Source organism: Halalkalibacterium halodurans, from assembly GCF_004376175.1.
GTDB lineage: Bacteria > Bacillota > Bacilli > Bacillales > Bacillaceae_D > Halalkalibacterium > Halalkalibacterium halodurans.
On sequence record NZ_SNUY01000014.1, the window covers coordinates 1 to 22,117 of the forward strand.

The following is a 22,117-nucleotide window of genomic DNA, read 5'->3' on the forward strand; positions in this document are numbered from 1 at the left end:
TTTTTTCATGTATTTTGCTTAAACCCTACCGCGCTTTCGCTTGGTGGCCTCCTCATCCAAGTAACGGAAATTTCCATTACTTGGATGAGGAGGTTTTTTCTTCTCCCACAAACATTTTACTCATACATTTTTCGAAGGATGCGTATGACTTAATTTTTCGATATCCTTGGCCGGGAAATGTACGTGAAATTGTCAATATGGTAGAACACGTGATTTATTTGGAAACGGGAGACCTTATCACGGCCGATAGTTTACCAGCCTATTTGAAAATAAAGGAAGGGAAAGCTACTTCTCAGCTGCAAATAAACGTAGCCCCTCACGGTGAGGAGTCGTTTAAACAACAAGTTCTTCACCTGCTGGATGTTTATGGTCGGCATACGGAAGGAAAAAAACGAATTGCGAAGGAGATGGGCATTAGCCTCCCAACACTTTACCGCAGGTTGAAAAAACTGAAAATTAGATAAATATTGAGAATTATTGAGAAAAATCGATAAAATCAACAGTTCATCGACAATATTCGGTGTTTTTAAAAGTCGGATTCTCACAATCTTTATACAAATTTGTAAGATTTAAGTGTTTTATTCGAAAAAGATCGAGCGATAAATTCCCTTGGCTTAGGAATATTTATAAAAATTAGCAAAGTTGGCACGAAACTTGCAAATATTTTTGATAGAAGGGGCGTAGAAATGAGTTGGTTCATATCGAGAAAAGATATTGCTTATATTTCGAGAGGAGCTAAGCTACTCGGATGTGGAGGTGGTGGAGATACAAAGACTACCCAAAGGCTTCTAGAATCGATCACGAAGGAAGACGATCAAATTAACGTCTTGCAATATGAAGACCTTACAGAACAGGTTGTCGCTACAGTTTGCTTCGCCGGTTCTCCTATCCTTTATGAAGAACAACTTCCTAGAGGCGATGAGGGGCAAATGGTTTTTCAGGGAGAATGCAACCATTTTAAACGCCTCTGTCGTCAATGTGGCGCAGGCAACCGCTGAAGGCTTTGTCGCAGCTTTAAAGGAAGAAGGAATTGAGGCCAACGTTTTCTTTGGTGAAAACGATGGAACGTTAATGTCTGTTGAATACGCGAAGAAATACCCGATTTTAACGATTGCTTGCGGACCGACGAACAGCTTGCGAGGCGCTTCTTTTTTAACAGGAAAAGAGAATGCGATCGTCGTTGATGTCGGGGGGACAACGACCGATATTGGTGTGCTCGCTCAATCCTTTCCACGTGAATCATCCCTCGCTGTAGAAATTGGCGGAGCCCGGACAAATTTTCGTATGCCGGATTTAGTGTCGATCGGTTTAGGTGGAGGGACGATCATCAGAGTGAATGAAACGGACGGGACTTTTACCATTGGTCCAGAAAGCGTGGGCTATCGGCTCCCAGAAAAAGGGCTCGTGTTTGGCGGTGACACATTGACGACAACAGATGTGGTCGTCGCCCTTGGCAGAGCCAATATCGGTGACCGTTCAAAAGTGGCACACTTAGACAAAGAGCTGCTTAGACGAATCTATGACCGAATGGTCGAGATGGTTGAAATGGCGGTCGATCAAATGAAAACGAGTAGTGGGGATGCTCCAGTCATTTTAGTCGGTGGTGGCAGTATTTTATTGCCTGATCAATTACGAGGTGCCTCCGAAGTGATGAAGCCTGAGCATTTAGGTGTTGCGAATGCTATTGGTGCGGCCATTGCTCAAGTAAGTGGACAAATTGAACGAGTGTTTTCCCTTGATGAGCGCGGGCGTGAGCAAACACTTGCGTATGCGAAGGACTTAGCAAGGGAAGAAGCGATAAAAGCAGGGGCAGATCCTAGTGATTTGACGATTGTTGACGTGGAAGATGTTCCACTCGCTTATTTGCCGGGAAACGCCACGCGAATAAGGGTGAAAGCAGCAGGACCATTAGGGAGTGCATCAGCTGAGCAGTACGAAAAGGGAAACGTCATTCTGTAAGACGTTTGCTTACATCTGCCGCTCTGGCTTTTTCGTTACATTTTAACCCTTGCTAAATTGAATAAAGGAGCTGAAAAGACCTAGGCGCAAATTTTTACATGAGCCAGGTCTTTTTTACACTTAAAAAATGACGTGCTATCAAGGCTATATCCTATTTTGGCAGTTAGAGTAATCAACGGCTAGTCAAACTTGAAATAGGGCTAGCTGTATACCGTTATTTTTGTGAATTCTGTCACAAAAATGCCATGTAGGGTATCTCATTATGGGTGATTTTTCGACAACAATCGATTAAAATAATCGTGTATGACCCATTGGTCAAAGATTATTGAACCATTGTTCGGATGATCGCCCTTGAGGAGGAAAAGGCTTATGACTAAATATGAACTAAATGTGAAACAATTAAAAATACTGAAAACAGAACTTACACGTTTTATGATGTCTTATAAATTTGCTTTACAAGAGCTTAACACAAAGATAGATATCCTAAAGCAGGAATTTCAATACATTCATGATTACAATCCGATTGAGCATGTGTCATCAAGGGTCAAATCACCGGAGAGTATTGTTAATAAGATTCAGCGGAGAGGCAACGACTTTACTCTGGAGTCCATTCGGGAAAATGTTCGTGATATTGCAGGGATTCGCATTACATGTTCTTTTGAATCGGATATTTATGCGCTCAGTGAACAATTAATGCAGCAACATGATATTACGGTCGTTGAAACAAAAGATTACATTAAAAACCCGAAACCAAATGGGTACCGCAGTCTCCATTTAATTTTGTCGATTCCGATTTTCATGTCAGACCGGGTGCAGGATGTCTATGTAGAAGTACAAATCCGAACGATCGCCATGGATTTCTGGGCAAGCTTAGAACATAAAATTTACTACAAATACAACAAAAATGTGCCTGAGCATTTGTTAAAAGAATTGAAGGATGCAGCAGAATCAGCTGCGCTCTTAGATCAAAAAATGGAGAAGATTCAGCATGAAATGAGTGCCTGGAAGGATCGGCAAACCGATGAGGATGAGCGCTACGAATTAATCATTGATAATGAAACCTTTAGTCTTCCGAATGAATCGATTTTAGTTAATTTGATGCCCCCGTCTTCATTGCGTGATTAATCCTTCAAATTTTTTTGCTGAGGAGGAATACTTATGTTGCGAAAGCAAGACAAAATGACACTTCATGTGAAAAAAGAATTTGAGCGAATGCAGCTTCAGCTTGCACCGATTATTCGTAAAAGCACGATTTATAGCTTCATCTCCATCCCGCTTCTTTCGTTTGCGCTATTCAATTTATTCCTCTTTTTGTTTAATGGAGAGTTGCCTATACAGGACTTTACGATTGCGATTGCCATTTTCTGTTTAATGGGCGCATTCGGATTGGCCCTTTTTAAAGAGTCGATGCATAAAAACAAAGAATTTATCGACTCCAGTATTGCCTATATTAAAGACCGGATTGCCACAAGCTCTTATGTTCCAGACCAAGCAAAGGAGCGGTATCTTCATGATATTAAAGAAGATCCGAGGCAAGTATTTTGGGTTTTTCAGCAGTTTCTTGAGCAGGAGGAGCGGATAAAGCGGTTGGATGAGGTTGATGACTAACGAGAGAGAGGGAGAAACATGCGAGAGAAAGAACGATTGATTATCGAACAAGCGATGAGGCTCTTTATTGAAAAAGGCTTTGTCGCAACTTCAATTCAAGAGATTGCTTCAGCATGTGGAATGGCGAAAGGCTCACTATATTCTTATTTTTCATCAAAGGAGGAAATCCTTCTAGCAGCGTTACGAATGTACTTTCAAGCCGTTCAGTCAGAGCTGATGTCGTTCCAACAGTTGGGGAAAGATCCGAGGGAGGTTTTTTGCCAGCAGCTTTCTTATCTATTAGACCATATTTCAAACCACAAGGAGTTTGTCGATGATCAACTGTTACAACAAAGTGTGAGGATCCCTGAAAAAGTACGAAAATTTTTAATCACAAAGCACTATGAACTTCATGCCTTTTATTTGCATGGGCTTCAAGCGATTTACGGGCATGAGGCAAAGCCGTATCTTCATGATTTAGCAATCATGCTAGATGGCATGTTACGATCATATATAAAAATTCTCATTGTCAATGAACAGACATTCTCAAGTGATGATTTAGTCGCATTTCTCTTGAATAGAGTTGATGATCTATATCAAGGTCTATGTGCAAATGAAGAAAAACCGATGATGTCTGAAATTCAAATGCACCGAATGTCCAAAAAGGTTCGTGCTTTCGTAAAAGAGGATGAGGATCAGATTGTCCAGTTGATTCACGGAATGAAGCAAACGCTATCGACCACCCCAAATAGCGATGACGCGCTTTTGTCGATCCACGTGATTGAAGAAGAGTTGGAGAATGATCATCCTCGTTATCCCGTCATCAAAGGAATGCTTTCTAACTTAGTGGGAATAAAAGAACTTGAATCGTTCGTAAAAGAATTAAAGCGACAAATGGCATTAAAGTAGTCAAGGGGTTGTCCCAGAAGCACCTTGAACAATAAAATCGGGTGAACCGTTTATGCGGTTCACCCGATTTTTGTCCTTCGATCGATGATCCGCTGCCGCTCGTTTCCTTAAGGTTTATGGGCAAGGGCCACAAGCCCAAGCTCTATGTACGCATTTTCCTTCCCGCGAAGATGCAGCCTGCGGAAGACGAGGTTTTGTTTGACATGACCAAGTGCGCTCTCCACATCCGTTTTTCTTTTTTGGTAGAGTGTTGGCCTTCTTCGCTTTTCAGTTTTGATGTTGCTTCACTTTGAGTTCCTCATACACCGGGTTAAAGTAGATTTGGTCATGCCCCTTTAAGTAGGCAGCTAAAATGCTCTATCAGTGTGTGTTAATTATTTATGGAGAAAGTTGGATTCTTCATTACTTTACGATTCTACGATCTAATTAATAGGATTTTTAACTTCTGTAATTAGTATAAGAGGCTAACTTAATTTTATAAAATTAAACCTAAAATTTAAAAGAAAAACAAAATATTGACATAAATATTCTGTGTTATTATAATACACAATAGAAAGCGTTTACACTCGGGTATTCATCATTTTAGCCGTCTTTCAGATAAAAATTAAGAAGGAGGTTCCACGAAATTCAATGCAAACGTTTGCTCTTTCGATTAATTTAATCATTGGATGAATAATTACTCAAATTTCGCAGACCAAATTAGGCAGGTAAGCCCTGATGTAACGAGTTAAACCTGCAATCCATTGTGATAGTTGATTTTTAAGTAATTGTTGTGTTTGTTTGTTCGTCTTTTTCAAGACATCTTGAAGAAGATCGATTAATTGCTGTAATGCGACAGCCCAATCAAGTTCATTTACTTCGTCACACAGGTCATAAAATAAACCACCTAATGTCCGTTCATCTGTGTGGCAACGATTTTACCACGAGAGAACAATGTATGTAGTAAAGACGATCGTTGTATGGCTGATAAGTAAGTCATACGAGCGGCCTTGAAACTCTTTTTATAAGCGAAGAAGGGACTTTGTCGTTTTAAAGAGCACTTCAATATCCTAACGAATGCCGTAAATACGGACCATTTCTTGTTTAGATAGTGTGCAATCTGTGCTTAAAATGGCAAGCCATTCACTCTTCTTATTACGGTTTTGCACGAACACGACTTTAACGGGTACGCCATTGGCCATCGTCGTCGTGATTGAACGAAGAAGCCCTTTCTTTCCTTGAAGTGGAGCGGCAGATTGATAGAGTTGTTTTAAGGAAAGCATTTGTCCATTCACGTTGTAGCGCTGCTTGGCATTCTTCACCATCCCAATCACATCAAGCCCTTGGACAACGCTCGTTCAATCATCGCTGGAATTTGATCAGGTGCAGACTGTAGCGCTTCTGTACGGCGTTTATAACCCGAACATCGCTTATCAACTTCTTCATTGATTCCGTTAATGGAAGACGTTTTTGAGCTTAGTAAAAAGAAGTCAATCGGCATGAAAGTATGCCCATCTGACCAGCCTAATGTAAGCATTCGAAACCCTTTATAAAATCGCATGTTCAAAGAAGCATGATCAAAACAACGGGCAAGTAATTCAACATTTTTTACTGCCGATTACGATCAAACGTAGGGTCGTCAATAAATGAAGCACTTTTGAGCGGTCTATTGATGTAAGAATGCTGACTTTTTGTATGGTAGCTGTACTAAAGTGTAAAAGAAATTTCCTCCAAGCAAACTTGGAATGATTTAAAAAGAGATAGACGGTATCTTTGCTTGGCGAACAATCATTCTTTTTCGATGTGACAAGGGCAAACCAATTTTTTTGATGGAAAATCAGACAAAAAACAAGCCGAAACAAATAGGTGCATGAAAACCCAAAGCTTTTTCGAATACCTGCGTGACATAGGTGTTTCGACACTTGTAATTTAGAGAATGTTCATTTGGTAGTTGCTCATTTGAGTGTTTTTCTCTTATCATAGAGAAGGCACCTCTTCTTTGTGGTAATGGTTTCTAGTCAATTCCACTATAACAAAGAATCAGGTGGCTTTTTCTGTTTAAAAGCAACTTGTCAAGCAACCTATCGGATCGGACTTAAAGCTTTGATCGATCTAAAACAGATGACTTTGAAGGTACGAAAGTTAAGTTAATTAACTATAAAACCCAAAAAAATTTAAAAAAACAAAATATTGACACAAATCTTCTGTGCTATTATAATACAGAATAGAAATCGTTTACACTAAAAAGTTTACACTCTAAAATTCGTGATTTCAACCATTTTCTAGCTGAAAATAAAGAAAGGGGTTTTTATGGATTTTTGAGCAAACGTTTGCGCTTTAAATTGATGAAATAACTTGGTCCACCGCCCAAACTTTCGGTTGCTTGTGATGATCATGTTTTCTCTTTCATACCGAAAAGAATTGGGACATTAACGCGATTCAGGTCGTTACGTCTCTCCAGAAGTATGATATCTAATTAGACCTGGTTGAACTGTATGAGTACCAAACGCTAGAAGAATTGGCTAAGCGTATTGCTAATCATATAAAGACTCTTCCTAAACAATATTGTTTAGGAAGAGTGACTAGGTAAAAGGATACGTAAATTGAGATCGGGGGGAGTACCTATGACAGGTCAGTATACCGAAGAAGTGAGAAAAAAGAGAGAAATCCTACAGCAGTATTTCCAATCGAACGAACAATCGGCAAACCGATTGTATCCGTTATCGTCTGGACAGGAGACGCTTTGGTGCTCTCACTATATTTCAGAAAATCAGAATCATTTAAATATGTTTTCAGCATGGAAGCTCCCACATCATGTAAGAATAGACATGTTAGAAAAAGCATTTCAATACCTAGTAGATAAATATGAAACACTTAGAACAAATTACATGACTGTGAAAGGTTCTCCATACCAGTATATCCATGAAAATCATAAGGTGAACTTTAGATATGAGGATTTATCCCATCTGAGTAGGGTGGAATTTGATAAAAGGTTATCAGGGGAAGCACATGCATCTTTCGACATTGAGAAGGACCCATTATTAAAGATTCGCGTATATAAAAACCATGCTGATGAGCAGATTCTTCTTTTTAATGTTCATCATTTAGCAATTGATGGCTGGTCCATTACGATTCTGCTTCAAGAGCTAGGTGAAATGTATAGCAGGCTAGTATCGGCAGCTTCCCCAATTCGTACAGTGGTTCATGATACATACAGGCAGTTTGTACGTGAGGATAAGCAGAGATTAAAGGAGCAGGGGAAGGCTGATAATCCTATTAGGAAGTATTGGTCTGAAAGAATACGTGAAGGGGGAGGACTACAACCAGTAAATCTCCCTTCATTAAAAAATACGGGTCATTCCTATAAAGGGGAGCCCATCTTTTCTAGAATTGAGGAGGATCTGTGTACAAGGTTATATAAGCTTGCTAAAGACAATAAAACGACTGTTTATAATGTATTATTGGCCAGCTTACATACGTTGCTATACCGGTACACTGGTCAAGAGAACATCTGGGTATCTACGCCTTTTTCGAGAAGGGGAGACGCTCGATGTTTTGACAGTGTAGGTTATTACGTAAATACATTACATATTCATGGCCGGTTTCATCAGGAAGTAACATTTCATGATATGCTCGCCCAAATATCAAATAGAGTAAAAGAAGTATTCAAATACCAAGACATATCCAACTCATTTTTTACAGGTAATGAGGGTTACGCACAGGGGAATACGAATGTTATCTTCAGCTTTCAGAACTTAAATGAGTTAAAAGAAAGCGGGTTAAGTCTAGTCTTTCTAGGGATAGAAGGGGCAAAAGGGAACGTAGGGCCACTTCAAATCGAGGTGTACCCTTTAAAGAGACGTGTCGCTCAGTTTGAAGTAGAACTTGAGGTGGTTGAGCACGGCAAAGAGATGTATTTTAGGCTACTCTATGATCCAGAAAAATACGATGCCCATATCATGCAAAGGATTTGCTCTCATTATGTCAATCTATTATCGGCCATCACTAGTGATCAGCACAGACGAATAACAGATTACCAGTTCTTAAATGAATCTGATGTTGTTGAACAACTTCATCAATACAATCATTCAGAGCTAATCAGGCCTAGCGAAAGTAATACCATTCTGCAGCTAATCGAAGAGGTTGCTCTAGTAAAGCCGAATGCTATTGCTGTGGTAAGGGGACAAGACTCTATTACGTATACTGAAATTTTGCAACAGGCAGAAATATTGGCTAATAACTTACATTTACTAGGCATCGAGTCTGAGGATCGCGTAGGCCTCTGTATGAATACGAGTGCAGATCTGATGATCGGTATAGTAGGGATATTAAAAGCGGGAGCGGTATATGTACCATTAGACCCTGCCTATCCTGCTGGACGGATAGATTATATGATCAACGATAGTGACATTTCATTGATCATTACGGATCAAAGTGTTTCAGCACTAAACGATGTAGGGGCAAGGAAAGTTTTTCTTCAAGACCTGCTAATAGATCAAGCAGCACCACAAAGAAAAGTTGGAATTCAGTCGAACCAGCTGGCGTACATGATCTATACATCAGGGTCTACAGGTAAACCGAAGGGGGTTATGGTAAGCCATGGGAACTTATATGCGTCCACATACGCAAGAAGATTCGCATATGAAGAAGATAGACCATGCCGATTCATACTGCTATCCTCTATTTCCTTCGATAGCTCATTAGTCGGAATATTTTGGACACTGAGTATTGGGGGGACAATCATAATACCGGAAATCAGAGATTTGCTAGATATCAACGAATTAATAAAAGAAATATCAAACCATAAAGCAACACATTTTCTGAGTGTCCCATCTTTAGCACATGTGTTATTGAGCAGAGCACATCCAGAGAAAATAAGGAGCTTGGAAACGATCATTGTTGCAGGAGAGCAGTTCCCAAGCAAGTTGCAAGCGTATCAACAGGACAAATACCCCAATCTGAAGATCTATAACGAGTATGGTCCAACAGAAGGGACCGTTTGGGGAAGTGTACATCGTTTAAATGATATAACTTATCCGATAGTCCCGATCGGCAAGCCAGCGAAGCATTGCAAGCTATATATTTTTGATGATGCTTTGAATCTGGTACCTAAAGGAGTTGTTGGCGAACTATTTATTGCTGGATCAGGAGTAACAAGAGGATATATCAATCAGCCGAGAATGACTGCTGAGCGCTTTATCCCTAATCCATACGGAGATGGTGAAAGACTTTATCGGACAGGTGACTTAGCCAAATATAACCATGATGGAACGATTCAGTTTATCGGTAGAAAAGATAATCAAATTAAAGTAAACGGTTTTAGAATTGAATTAGGTGAGATAGAAGCAACATATGAAAGACATCCAGTCATACAGAAGGCTGTAGTCATCAACAAAAAAGACCAAGGTGCACAGATAGTTGCCTTTATTAAATGCTCTGACCATTTATCACAGGAGCAGTTAAAAGAGTACGGCTCAAAGCATCTGCCTCATTATCTGATCCCGCACTACTTTGTAAGCGTTGAGGAGTACCCATTATCACAGAACGGTAAGATAGATCGGAAACGGCTCAGAGAGTGGGAGATAGATAGAATAGAAACAGACACCGTACTCCCTAGAAATGAAGTGGAAAGAAAACTGGTGGACATTTTTAAACAAGTGCTACGGATCGAACAAATAGGGGTTAACGATAACTTTTTTGAAATGGGTGGAGATTCTATCATAGCCATCCAGATTGCATCAAAAGCTAGTGAAGAAGGTTTAACACTTAAACCTAAGGATATTTTTGAAAGCAGGACGATTGCTAGGATTGCACAACAAGTATTAAACAATAGTCAGACTGTGTATGAAGAATCATTAGATATAAATGGAGACGTTCCGCTTACTCCTATTCAACAATGGTTTTTTGAACAAAAATTTAACTACCCTAACCATTGGAATCAAGCAATACATCTAAAAATAGATAAGACACTACCGTTTGTAATGATTAAGGAAGCTATGGAGGCTGTCATCGGGCAGCATGAAGCGCTTCACATGCGCTTTATGTATAAGGAAGGCGAATGGATTCAGAAGTACATGCCAGATCATAAATCAGTCCAAATCATTAATATCAAGACAAATCATACTCATCCAAATGCGATGAACAGTACGCAGGATGTTGCTACCAGCATAGGTAGTTTACAACAGGCGCTTGATTTGCAAGAAGGGCCAACAGTGCTTGCTGCATTGCTCGAAAATGATAAAGACAGTCTAAACAACGATTTCATCATCATTATTCATCACTTGCTCGTGGATATTGTTTCGTGGCAGATCATTATGACAGATTTTGAGAGAATACTAAATAAAATGATAGAAAAAGAAAAAATAGATATACAGCATAAAACAGCATCATACAAACGCTGGTCAACCCATTTAATAGAATCGCTTCCACTAGTACTGAGTGAGAGTAGTTATTGGAATAGAGTGAACGACGCTGTAGCAGTATACGGAGGATCAGAAACAATTACAGGATCAGAAGGAAGTACAGTGAAAATGGAAATGCCTCTAGGTACAGCTGAAACAGAAGACCTATTACAGGAGGTTCCTAAGTACTTTGGGACACAGCTGAACGAAGTTGTACTAGCTGCAATAGTGCTTTCTTTAAAGGCTTATACACAACGGGATGGCATCGTCATAGATATAGAACATCACGGTAGAGTGCCATTTAATGAAGAGGCAATAGATGTATCAAAAACAGTTGGATGGTTCACTAATATCTACCCGATTTATCTTGACTTACAGCAGATTGTCCAACCGAATGGAGATTTGTTAAAACATGTGAAGAATAAGATGCGTGAAGTTCCACATTCAGGGCTTGGCTACGGCATGTTGAGGTATCTGCAAGCGAAGGGTGCTTGTGATGAATCACAGTCTGAAATGCCGAGGGCTCGGTTTAGTTATAACTTTTTAGGTCAGATAGACCATACATTCTTTCATTCTCGTTACTTCACATTTTCTGGATACCTTAGTGAATCTGTTCGTGATCCAAATGAAAAACGCCCTTATTTTCTTGACTTTGAACCGTACATTTCTGCAGGAAATTTTGTACTAAGAATCGGCTATAGTAAGGACCTTGTCCCAGATTCCCGAATCCAGCGCCTAGCGGAAGAGACGATTGAACACCTAAAGTCTTTAATTACTTTATGTAAATCATCAGAAGAAATCGGTTACGTCTCTGGGGACTTTCCTAATGCTAATATTGGCCAAAAAGAGTTAGAAAAGTTCTTATCTCATTTGAAAAATCACTAAATGAAAAGCATGGGGGGATATACATAGATATTCGGAACATAGAAAACATATACACCTGCTCACCGATACAAGAAGGGATGCTATTTCACACATTACATCAACCTGAATCAGGTTTATATGTAGAACAACTAAGCTTTCAAATGATCGGTAAAGTAGAACAAGCAATGTTTGAAAAAGCTTGGCAGGAAACGATTCAAATGCACTCTGCGTTACGCACCACTTTTCACTGGAAAGAGAGCGATCGAATATTACAGGTTGTTCATAAGCAGATAGATATACGGGTCAACTATATTGATATACGGCACCATTCGATAGATGAAGGGAAAAATATAGAGTCAATAATAGAAGAAATTGCGGGAAAGTTAAAAAGAGAAGGTTTTGATTTATCGAAAGGTCCTTTAATGAAACTACATCTGCTAAGAATAGGCGATAATGAGTATCACTTTATTTGGACTTTTCATCATTTACTGCTTGATGGGTGGTCCATGGGACGAGTGATGCAAGATATTTTGAAGCTTTATGAGGGGTATGTACAAAAAAATCCTGTATTCATTCCTGCCCCTGAACAGTATGAGAGCTATATTTCGTGGCTCAACAACCAGGATATGGATGGGGCTAAGCAATTCTGGCTTAATAAGCTGGAAGGGTTTGAGAATATCTGTCCTTTTAGTGCAGGGGATTCATTTAGTAAAAGAAAAACACAGCAAGACGGGTACCAGGATCTCTGGCTTTCAGAAACAGTAAAAGAACAATTGGTAAATCTCACGCATGAACATGAGATTACAATATTTTCCTTGCTACAGACAGCTTGGATTCTGCTGATTAATGGTAAATATAATATAGAGGATATCGTTATTGGAAACGTCGTTTCTGGAAGACCCCATGATTTAAAAGGGGCTGAGAACATTGTAGGTCCTTTTATTAATACACTACCGCTAAGGGCAAAGGTGAAAGCGAATGATAGGATACTTACACTCATTAAGCAAGTGCAACAAGAACAGTTAGAAATCAGTTCCTATGCTTTTACCCCCTTAAAAGACATTCATAAAGTATGTAATTTACAGGGCAACCAATCTTTGTTTGATAGTATTGTAGTCTTTGAGAATTATCCTTTAGATCAGAGTATGTTTTCAAATGAGGCTTTAGGATTCAGGATTAACAATTTCAGTATAGAGGAAAAGTCGAACTTTCCTTTAAGCTTAGCGATTATACCGTATGACAATCAGGTCATTCTGCGCTTACATTATGATTCGGAAGTGATGACCTCAGAGCAAACAAACAAGATTCTGGAACAAGTTGAGAATATTGTTCAGGAGATCATTCTGGATATAACACGTACAGTAGATTCAATCAGTCTGCTGTCGCCTGAAGATAGAGACAAGAGCATAATGCAGTCTGAAACAACAGAATGTATCGGAGTAACAGAAAGTGCTCCTCAGGTATCGAATGTGCTACACCAACGGTTTGAGCATCAAGCAGCACGTAGGCCTGACAAAATAGCGCTTAGAACAGAGTCTGATCTCTTATCCTATGAACAGTTAAATTGTAAAGCAGAACATATTGCCTCCCTTTTACTCTCTAAGGGGCTGAAGTTTGAAGAGCGAGTAGCCGTACTATTGAATAGGTCACTGGAATCAATCGTTTCCATGCTAGGCATTCTTAAAGCAGGCGGTGTCTACGTCCCTCTTGATGTAAACTTACCTCCAGAACGTTTGGAGTATGTGATTCAGGATGCAAATATTCGCACAATGATCACCGAGGAACCGTTCACAGAAAAATACAAAGATCAAGTGCTAGATCTGATCAATATCCACCATTCATCAAAGACTCAACACTTAGAGGCAATAGACAGGCCACCAGTTGTAGCCGATCAATTGGCGTACATTATGTACACCTCAGGTTCTACTGGGCTACCTAAGGGAGTAGCTGTTACACACGAGGCAGCAGCTTTGCATTATACTGCTTTTCAACAGCAGTTTCAATTGAGTGAAGATGACGTTGTTTTGCAATTTAGTGCAATGACCTTCGATCCATCCATTGAGCAGGTTTTTCCAACACTTTTCAGTGGTGGAGAGGTCTTCGTTCGGGGGGAGGATGTTTGGGATGCACAACACTTTGTTCACACGCTAGAAGAATACGCAATTACGGTCGCGAATTTACCGACGGCGTACTTTTATGAGGTAGTGAATAGCCTTATGATCACAACTCAGTGCTTGAGCCTTCCAGCGTTACGTTTTTTAGCGATCGGGGGGGATAAGCTTTCATATAAACATGTTCAGCTATGGAATCGACTCAATCAAGGAAAGACACAATTGTTTAACTTTTACGGCCCAACAGAAACTGTAACAACGAGCACATTCTATTTAGTCCAACCGAGTAATCTGTTAGATGAGATCAGTACGATTCCAATTGGTATACCTATGAGCGGTAGAAAGTTATATATTCTTGACACGTATGGTAGACCAGTACCGTCAGGGGAAAAGGGCGAGCTATGCATAGGAGGCAATATCATCGCACGTGGTTATGTTAATAAACCGAGACTGACTGCCCAACGATTTATTCCCGACCCTTTCAGTACAGAAGAAGGAGCCTTAATGTACAGGACAGGCGACATTGTTCGCCTTAATGAACACGGAGACCTAGAATATATAGGGCGAAATGACGATCAGGTAAAAATACGTGGTTATCGAATAGAAATAGGAGAAATAGAAAAAGCGCTGCTTACAATTCGTGAAGTTGAAGACGTAGCGGTCATTGTACATGATCAAGATACTCGTTCAAAAACATTAGTAGCATACGTGGTTGTTGCTGGCGATATGGACAGGCAAAGGATAAAAAGGAAGTTAAAAGATAAGCTCCCAGAATATATGCTACCAAAACAAATCATGTTTTTGGACCGCTTGCCATTAAATACGAATGGAAAAGTGGATAGAAAATCGCTACCACTTGTTCATCTTCAAGATGAAGAGTATAAAGAGAACGATGAAAACGCTGCACCAAAAACGGAAACGGAAAAAGCGTTGGTGAACATTTGGAAGAGTGTTCTACAGGTACAGCAAGTTAGCATTAAAGATAATTTTTTTGATCTAGGTGGCGACTCAATTCTAGCTTTACAAATTGTAGCGAAAGCACAGGAAATTGGAATCCGAGTGAGTACAAAGGATGTATTTGAGTATCAGACGATAGAAGAGTTAGCATCATCAGTCTTAACGGGGGCTTATCCAGAAGTAGCTGCCACAACGATACAAAAACACGTGGTTGGGAGCGATCGGGGTAAATCTGGGGAGAATATTCCACTTACACCAATACAATCATGGTTTTTTGAACAGCAGTTTGATCAGCATCATCACTGGAATCAATCAGTCCTATTGCAGGTAAAAGAGCGTATAAACACTCATGCGTTAACTGAAGCATTAGAAGCAGTAGTAGATCATCATGAAGCTTTAAAATATCGTTATCACCAAAAGGATGGACAATGGATTCAACAAGTGACAGACCGTGGAAAGACGTATGCAATAGATGTCATAAAACTAAACGATAACAGCACAACCAGACAGATTCAGGTTAAAGAAGAAATATTGCGAGTACAAACGAGCTTAAATATTGAAAATGGTCCAATAATGAAAGTGCTTTACTTAGAACACACAAACACTTCGCTATGTAGGCTGTTTATAACAATCCACCACTTGGTCGTTGATAGCGTTTCATGGCGTATCCTACTTGAGGATTTACTACGACTATATAGACAAGCTTTGCAGTCCAAACAACTAGATATTCCTGAGAGGACATCGAGCTTTAAGGATTGGTCTTACACACTCAGTACATACGCTCAGCAACATATTTCACATGATGAGCAAGAATACTGGGAGAAGAAAGCGAGCATTGAATACAAGCTCCCAGTCGATTTTAGAAACGATTCAAACAACACAGAAGGTTCTCTAGACAAAATAACGTTGACCTTTACTAGAGAAGAGACTGAATCGCTGACGAGAACGCTGCATACCACCTTAGGAGCAAAAGCGCATGAAATATTAATAGCAGCACTCATGATCTCTCTGCAGCAATGGTCAGACACACGTCAAATCAAAATAGACATCGAAGGACATGGAAGAGAAAATATTGACCCTACCATAAATTTGAGCAAAACGGTGGGCTGGTTTACAACGCTCTTTCCAGTTACGGTCAATTTTGATCAACAGTACTCCGTGCTTCAGAAAGTACAAAGGGCCGTCCAAGAACTGCGCTCAATTCCTATGAATGGAATCGGTTACGGTCTACTCAAGTATATGAGTGGATCAATATTGAATGAGAGGCCAGCCGATGTCAGCTTTAACTACTTAGGGCATATTCATACGGAACTACACACAGATGCTCCATTTATGATGTCATCTGAAAGTATTGAGCCTCTCAGACATGCTGAAGCTAAAAGAACATATTTGCTAGATATAGAAGGGGGGATCTTCGACGGCCAGTTAAAACTTGATTGGATGTTCAGTAAGAACGTTCATCAGAAGTCTACAATGATAAATCTGACAAATGAATTTAACCAAGTGATAAAAGAATGTGTGAGTATTGGCCAACAGTTAAAGGGATACAAGCATCTTCCAAAGGATTTTCCTACAGCAGTACTATCACTGGAGGACTGGAAAATCGTCAATGAATTAGAGGGAAATATAGAAGACTTATATTCGTTGTCCCCGATCCAAGAAGGCATGCTTTTCCATTCATTATTACAGCCTGGCACGGGTGTATACGTTCAGCAAATGGCATTTAAGATAAAAGGAGAGGCATTCATAGAGCGGTTTATGCAATCTTGGGAATATGTGATGAACCAACATCCGATATTAAGAACGATTTTTAGATGGGAAGGCTTTGAAAAGCCAGTACAGATCGTCAAGGCTAAAGCTAGTGTTCACGTTGATATTCTCGATTGGACAGATCGTCGATTCAGTTCAGATTTTAAAGTACAGGATGAATTGGGGAAATTGTGTAAAAAACTTAGGGAAAGCACTGTCGATATTTCCAAGGATAAACTTGTTTGCTTTACATTCGTAAAGCTAGAGTCAAATGAGTTCTTCTTTATATGGAACTATCATCACATGCTCTTAGACGGCTGGTCAATGCCAACCGTTTTGAGTCAGGTGTGTGAGGTTTATACGAAATTGTTACACCAAGAACCATTACCAAAATTAGAGTCACCACCTTTTAGAGTATTTATAGACTGGTATTTAAAGCAGGACCACTCAACAGCAGAAACCTTTTGGAAAACGATGCTAGACGGATATCAACATACCACATACTTACCGATCAAGCAGGTTGATCCTGTTGGTGGGAGGAGGATAGAGGAGATATCAGGGCAAACACATGAAGAAATGACATTACAATTGTCTAGTGCAAGTTTTCGTCGTCTCAAACAATTAGCGACTAAAAAGAGAGTTACTTTGTATAGTTTAATTCAAACAGCTTGGAGCATCCTACTTCATTATGCTAGCAAAAAGGAAGATCTTATATTCGGCTCTGTATACTCAGGAAGACCTGCATCCATTAAAGGTATAGAGGATATGGTTGGTATGTTTATTAACACGTTACCAATACGTGTAAAAATTGAAGCGGACCAAACACTTAACAACCTACTACAAAATGCTCATGCACTACAAATGAAGGTAAAGGAGTATGAACACACCCCACTTGTAGACATCAAGAAATGGAGCGGAATCCAAACAAGAGGGGAGTTGTTTGACACGTGTGTGATCTATGCAAATTTCCCTAACGTCATGTCTACTGAGGGTACACAACAGATCATCGAAGGGGTAGAAGTCTCAGATATCACCGCTCTTGAACAAACGAATTATCCACTGACCTTGTCAGTGGTAACAAATGAAACCATGTCATTAGATGTGAACTTTGATACGTACAAAATTGATAAAGGCGATGTAGAGCACTACCTATTTATACTCGAACATATCCTGAACAACTTTGAGAACAGGATAGAGTCAACTTTGACTGACATAAGTAAGGAGCTAGATAAGCTTTTCCAGTCCAGAAGTGGAGTGATCAGGTCGAAGCAGAGAGAGAAAAATCGAAGCAGGCTGTTAAACGTCACAAGAAGGAAAAAAAGGTAAAGGGATTGATATTTCATTATAACAAATCGAGAGGTGAAGTGTGTTGAATAAATCACTAAATATTAAAAATAGAAAAAGAAGGCAAGTAAAAATTGGACAAGAATTAGTACAAAAGCAATTACTTAATGAAGAGCAGCAGCTTCCACTTGTTATTAAACCAATGTCAGCAGATGTAAATATCCTTGAGTGGGTGGGAAAAAATAGAACAGCTCTCGAAAAAGATTTAGCTAAGCACGGTGGGATATTGTTTAGAGGTTTTAATATAGATGAGGTCGATCGTTTCTACGATTTTATTCATCAGTACTCTGGGAATCTACTAGAATACAAAGATAGTGCGACGCCAAGAAGTAATGTGAATAAACAGATTTATACATCAACTGACTATTCAGCAGAGCATTGGATCGAGCTGCATAATGAAAGTGCCTACAGTGATCAATGGCCAATGAAGATCTTCTTTAACTGTCAGATACCTGCACAAGAAGGTGGTGAAACACCTATCTTAGATAGCAGGAAAGTCTACGAAAAAATGGATAAGCGTGTACGTAAAAAGTTTGAAGAAAAGCAAGTGATGTATGTGAGGAACTTCGGTCTAGGAGTAGGTCAGAAATGGCAAGATGTATTCCAAACCGAAGACAAAGATCAAGTAGAGGAGATTTGTGAGAAAAGTGAGATGCAATGTGAATGGGAATCAGATGAACACTTAAGAATCAAGCAAATTAGACCTGCTGTATCCCAACATCCACTAACAAAAGAATATGTCTGGTTTAATCAGATTACCGCATTTAATATCACAACTTTAAACGAAGACGTAAGACAGGAGCTTTTGAGAGAGTATGGAGAGATGAATGTGCCTAAAAACACATTTTATGGAGATGGAACTGCAATCGAAGCAGAAGTTTTAGAAGAGATTAGAAGAGTATATAACGAGGAAATGATCGTATTCCCTTGGGAAAAGGGTGATCTTATCGTATTAGACAATATGCTAGTTGCCCATGGGAGGACATCTTATAAGGGTAAGCGAAAAGTGCTCGTTGGAATGACTGAACCGATGAAATGGTCACAGATTAAATAAGGGGGATGAACATGAGTACGATGGAAGGATACCCATTATCACCTCAACAAAAAAAAGTATGGGAATTACAGAATAAGATAGATAAGCCATTGTATCATCTCGCATCTTTTCAACTGTCTGGGGAGTTAGACTTGTTTAAATTACGAGAAAGCATGAAGCAAGTACTAAATCGCCACGAAATACTTCGTACAAGCTTTAATAAAATTGAAGGGATGCACTATCCCGTACAAAGGATTCATGATGAAACGGACGTACGTCTTTCAAGTCGGAGTATTGAGGAAGTACAGCAGGAAAGGAATGCGAAGGAGATATTAAGTACGTATACAGATGAAACAATCAATCAAATTCTTGATATAGAGAATGGCAGTCCTGTTTACGTAGAGGTGATCAAACAAAGTGAAGAAACGCATAAAATTGTATTGTGCTGCTCTGCTTTGAACGCTGATGCTACAACCTTACAAAGCGTCTTGCAGGAAACAATACATTTATATAGTAAGCAAGAATCACGTTCAGAAGATGATATTGTTCAGTATGTAGACTATTCAGATTGGCAAGAAGAGCTATTTGAAACGGAGAAAACAATTGAGGATAATAAGCAAAACGTTCAACAGAAGGCGTTACCTTATGAAGCGCAAGACTTGGAATGGCCTAGCGGTAAAAATCGTGCTTCTATCCAGGTTTCCGTCGACATTTACTCAAAAATGCAAGCGTTAGCGCATGAATGGAATGTTCCTTTGCTTACACTTTTACTCACCAGTTGGAGCATGTACTTATCAAAACTGGTAAATGGTGATGTCAATCTAGGAATAACAATAGATGGAAGAAGAAATTATGAAGAATTAAAGAATGGAATGGGTCCGTACGCAAAATTAATGAAGCTTATTACACCAGAAATAGAGGAGAAAGCAACGTTTAAGGAGTATGTTGCGATCATCCAAGACCGTTTCGTACAGTTGGCAGATGCTGTTGAGTACTTGGATCCAACTTCAACTCTAAAAGAGAAGAGGATTCTACCATATCAGATCCAGTACGTGAAAGGTGTAAACTATGAGCATGGGAACTTGAGCTGCTTTTCTGAAGAAATATACTCGGGGGAGGATACGTATAAGTTAAAGCTCAGCATTTTAGATAGCGAGTCAGTTATGAACATCGGTATTCAATATGATGATGCCATATATAAAGCAGAAGATATTCAAACGGTCATTAGGCATTTTCTACACTTCTTAGAGGAGTGTCTAGACGATTGGAACAGACCATTTTCTGAGCTAAAGTATCAATCGAAAGAAGAAGAGAAGGAGATTCTATCAAGTACGAGCACTTCAAGTGCTACATACCCTTCGGAGGACATCCTAAGTCATACAAAAAACATTTTGCAACACCTTAAAGAGAGTATAACTCTTCATGCTCATAAAGTGGCAATTGAGGAAGGCTCACTTACATTATCGTACAAGGATATTGATGAAAAATCGAATCAAATGGCCCAGTTTATTAAATCTTTTAATATTATGCCTGAAGAGCGTATTGCGATGTGCCTACCGAGAAGTGTGAATGCAATCATAAGTATGCTAGCAATACTCAAGTCAGGAGCTAGCTTTGTACCTATTGATCCTAAGTGGCCAGTGGAAAGAATTCAATATGTCCTTCAAGATAGTGGGGCTAAGTTGATAGTTGTACAAAATCGAGAATCAATGGATCCAGCATTTTCTCCAGGGGTACCACTGATAGATATAGAGCATGATGAAGAGAAGATCAATCAGTATGAAACGGGACAAGAGCTGCCATTAAACAATATTGAATCTAATCAACTTGCTTATATGATGTACACGTCAGGATCTACTGGCTTACCTAAAGGGGTGGGAATCGAACACGGTGGGCTTTTGAATTACATATTATGGTTTAAACGCCAATTTTCGGAGGATTTGAACATGCCGTTTATCTCTGAGTTCGGCTTTGATGCTTTTCTAAAGCAAGTGTTTTGCCCCCTAACGTTAGGGAATAAAATCACGATTTTCACAGAAGAGGAAGTACTAGATACAAATAAGCTAGTAGCAAAGTTAATCAATACGAATATGAACGCACTTAACTGTGTACCGTCCTTATGGGAAGTGGTTCTACAAGAAATCCAGCAAAAAGAAGACTTGTTAAGGAATCTGCGTCGTCAACTAAGAACGTTACTTGTAGGAGGGGAACAAGTTTCAGTTTCATTTATTCAGAGAACGAAGGACATGCTACCTGAAGTAGACATCGTAAATCTTTATGGACCGACTGAAGCAACATCAAATGCAACATTTGCAAGGTTAACGCATCCTTACCTCATTACCATCGGCCAACCAATCGCCAACATAGAAGTGGCTGTCTTAAATGAAAAGCTAGAACAAGTTGCAGTCGATGAAATTGGTGAACTGTATATTGGTGGAACAGGTATTGCTAGAGGTTATATCAACAAGGCGAAGCTTACGGCAACTCAGTTCATCCCGCATCCATACTCAGATGTGCCAGGTATGCGACTGTATAAGACAGGTGATCTTGTTCGTATTCGCCCGAATAGACAAATAGAGTTTATAGGGCGGCGGGATTCACAAATGAAGATCAATGGTAAGCGTGTAGATGCGAGAGAGATCGAATACACGTATGCACAACATCCACTTTTAGAAAGCGTAGTTGTGTTACCTATTGAAGAAGAAAAGACCCTCGTAGCGTTTTATGTGCAACAGGGTACAGCACTGACACAGGAAGAATTGAGAACATACGGGCAAAAACGATTACCTCAATATATGATTCCTCATTCATTTGTCAGAGTGGATATGATGCCACTAAATAATAGTGGAAAAACGGATCACCGAACGTTACAAAGCATCTATCGTGAAGCATCAAGAAAGGAGTATATAGCGCCGCGTAACAAGACAGAACAAGCAGTATCAGAAATATGGAGAGAGGTGCTGAAAGTTGAGAGAGTAGGGATGAGAGATAATTTCTTTGAACTGGGAGGTCATTCTCTAAATGCTACCCAATTGATTTCAAGATTGAGAAGGATTTATAGGGTAGATATCCCGATCAGTCTAATATTCGAGACGGAGACGGTTGAACGATTATGTGAAGAGATAGAGATGACTCTTTCCCAAAAACACCATATTGAAGAGATATCAGCTGCATATCTTAAAGCTAAGGCTTTGGCAATAAAATAAGGTGATATAAGTAGGTGA

At 39.5% G+C, this 22,117-nt stretch carries 9 protein-coding genes and 3 pseudogenes; 10 read left to right on the forward strand and 2 right to left on the reverse strand.

Annotated features, from left to right (window positions below):
• The 6 genes and pseudogenes from E2L07_RS21020 to E2L07_RS06630 form a co-directional block, all read left to right on the forward strand.
• Positions 1 to 464: AAA-type ATPase lid domain-containing protein (locus tag E2L07_RS21020; protein WP_478292531.1), on the forward strand; the 464-nt coding region annotated here is incomplete at its 5' end.
• 222 nt (positions 465 to 686) lie between these two features.
• A complete protein-coding gene (locus tag E2L07_RS06610; protein ID WP_134229184.1) occupies positions 687 to 998 on the forward strand; it encodes an S-methyl thiohydantoin desulfurase domain-containing protein in 312 nt (103 codons plus the stop codon).
• Positions 940 to 1,959: pseudogene (locus tag E2L07_RS06615) on the forward strand (hydantoinase/oxoprolinase family protein); the annotation flags it as partial. The gene E2L07_RS06610 and the pseudogene E2L07_RS06615, both read left to right, overlap by 59 nt.
• Before the next feature lie 369 nt (positions 1,960 to 2,328).
• Positions 2,329 to 3,084 carry a GTP pyrophosphokinase gene (locus E2L07_RS06620; protein ID WP_134229185.1) on the forward strand — a complete coding sequence of 252 codons (756 nt, stop codon included), beginning with the start codon at positions 2,329 to 2,331 and terminating at the stop codon, positions 3,082 to 3,084.
• Positions 3,085 to 3,117: 33 nt separating this feature from the next.
• Entirely contained in the window at positions 3,118 to 3,567 is a 450-nt protein-coding gene (locus tag E2L07_RS06625) for a YwnF family protein (protein WP_134229186.1), read from the forward strand.
• 18 nt (positions 3,568 to 3,585) lie between these two features.
• A complete protein-coding gene (locus tag E2L07_RS06630) occupies positions 3,586 to 4,455 on the forward strand; it encodes a TetR/AcrR family transcriptional regulator (RefSeq protein WP_134229187.1) in 870 nt (289 codons plus the stop codon).
• Here the strand turns inward: E2L07_RS06630 and E2L07_RS06635 are convergent.
• Positions 4,385 to 4,773, reverse strand: a pseudogene (locus E2L07_RS06635) (transposase); the annotation flags it as partial. The gene E2L07_RS06630 and the pseudogene E2L07_RS06635 overlap by 71 nt on opposite strands.
• Positions 4,774 to 5,135: 362 nt before the next feature.
• A pseudogene (locus E2L07_RS06640) lies at positions 5,136 to 6,415 on the reverse strand (IS4 family transposase).
• Positions 6,416 to 7,058: 643 nt separating this feature from the next.
• On the opposite strand from E2L07_RS06640, the gene E2L07_RS06645 reads away from it, so the two are divergent.
• The 4 genes from E2L07_RS06645 to E2L07_RS06660 are packed head-to-tail and all read left to right on the forward strand — an operon-like array spanning position 7,059 to position 22,099.
• The gene (locus tag E2L07_RS06645; protein WP_134229188.1) at positions 7,059 to 11,720 is read left to right on the forward strand and encodes a non-ribosomal peptide synthetase; all 4,662 of its coding nucleotides are present in this window, start codon (positions 7,059 to 7,061) and stop codon (positions 11,718 to 11,720) included.
• A gap of 47 nt (positions 11,721 to 11,767) precedes the next feature.
• The gene (locus E2L07_RS06650) at positions 11,768 to 17,842 is read left to right on the forward strand and encodes a non-ribosomal peptide synthetase (protein ID WP_276399882.1); all 6,075 of its coding nucleotides are present in this window, start codon (positions 11,768 to 11,770) and stop codon (positions 17,840 to 17,842) included.
• A 43-nt stretch (positions 17,843 to 17,885) separates the two neighbouring features.
• A complete protein-coding gene (locus E2L07_RS06655; RefSeq protein ID WP_134229190.1) occupies positions 17,886 to 18,914 on the forward strand; it encodes a TauD/TfdA family dioxygenase in 1,029 nt (342 codons plus the stop codon).
• 11 nt (positions 18,915 to 18,925) lie between these two features.
• Positions 18,926 to 22,099 (forward strand): non-ribosomal peptide synthetase, encoded by a 3,174-nt coding sequence (locus E2L07_RS06660; RefSeq protein WP_166740036.1) that lies wholly within the window; start codon positions 18,926 to 18,928, stop codon positions 22,097 to 22,099.
• The last annotated feature ends 18 nt before the right edge of the window (positions 22,100 to 22,117 follow it).

Coding starts and splice junctions, on each gene's coding strand:
- E2L07_RS06610 (WP_134229184.1), top strand. CDS start 687: ATGAGTTGGTTCATATCGAGAAAAGATATTGCTTATATTTCGAGAGGA.
- E2L07_RS06630 (WP_134229187.1), top strand. CDS start 3,586: ATGCGAGAGAAAGAACGATTGATTATCGAACAAGCGATGAGGCTCTTT.
- E2L07_RS06660 (WP_166740036.1), top strand. CDS start 18,926: ATGAGTACGATGGAAGGATACCCATTATCACCTCAACAAAAAAAAGTA.
- E2L07_RS06625 (WP_134229186.1), top strand. CDS start 3,118: ATGTTGCGAAAGCAAGACAAAATGACACTTCATGTGAAAAAAGAATTT.
- E2L07_RS06620 (WP_134229185.1), top strand. CDS start 2,329: ATGACTAAATATGAACTAAATGTGAAACAATTAAAAATACTGAAAACA.
- E2L07_RS06645 (WP_134229188.1), top strand. CDS start 7,059: ATGACAGGTCAGTATACCGAAGAAGTGAGAAAAAAGAGAGAAATCCTA.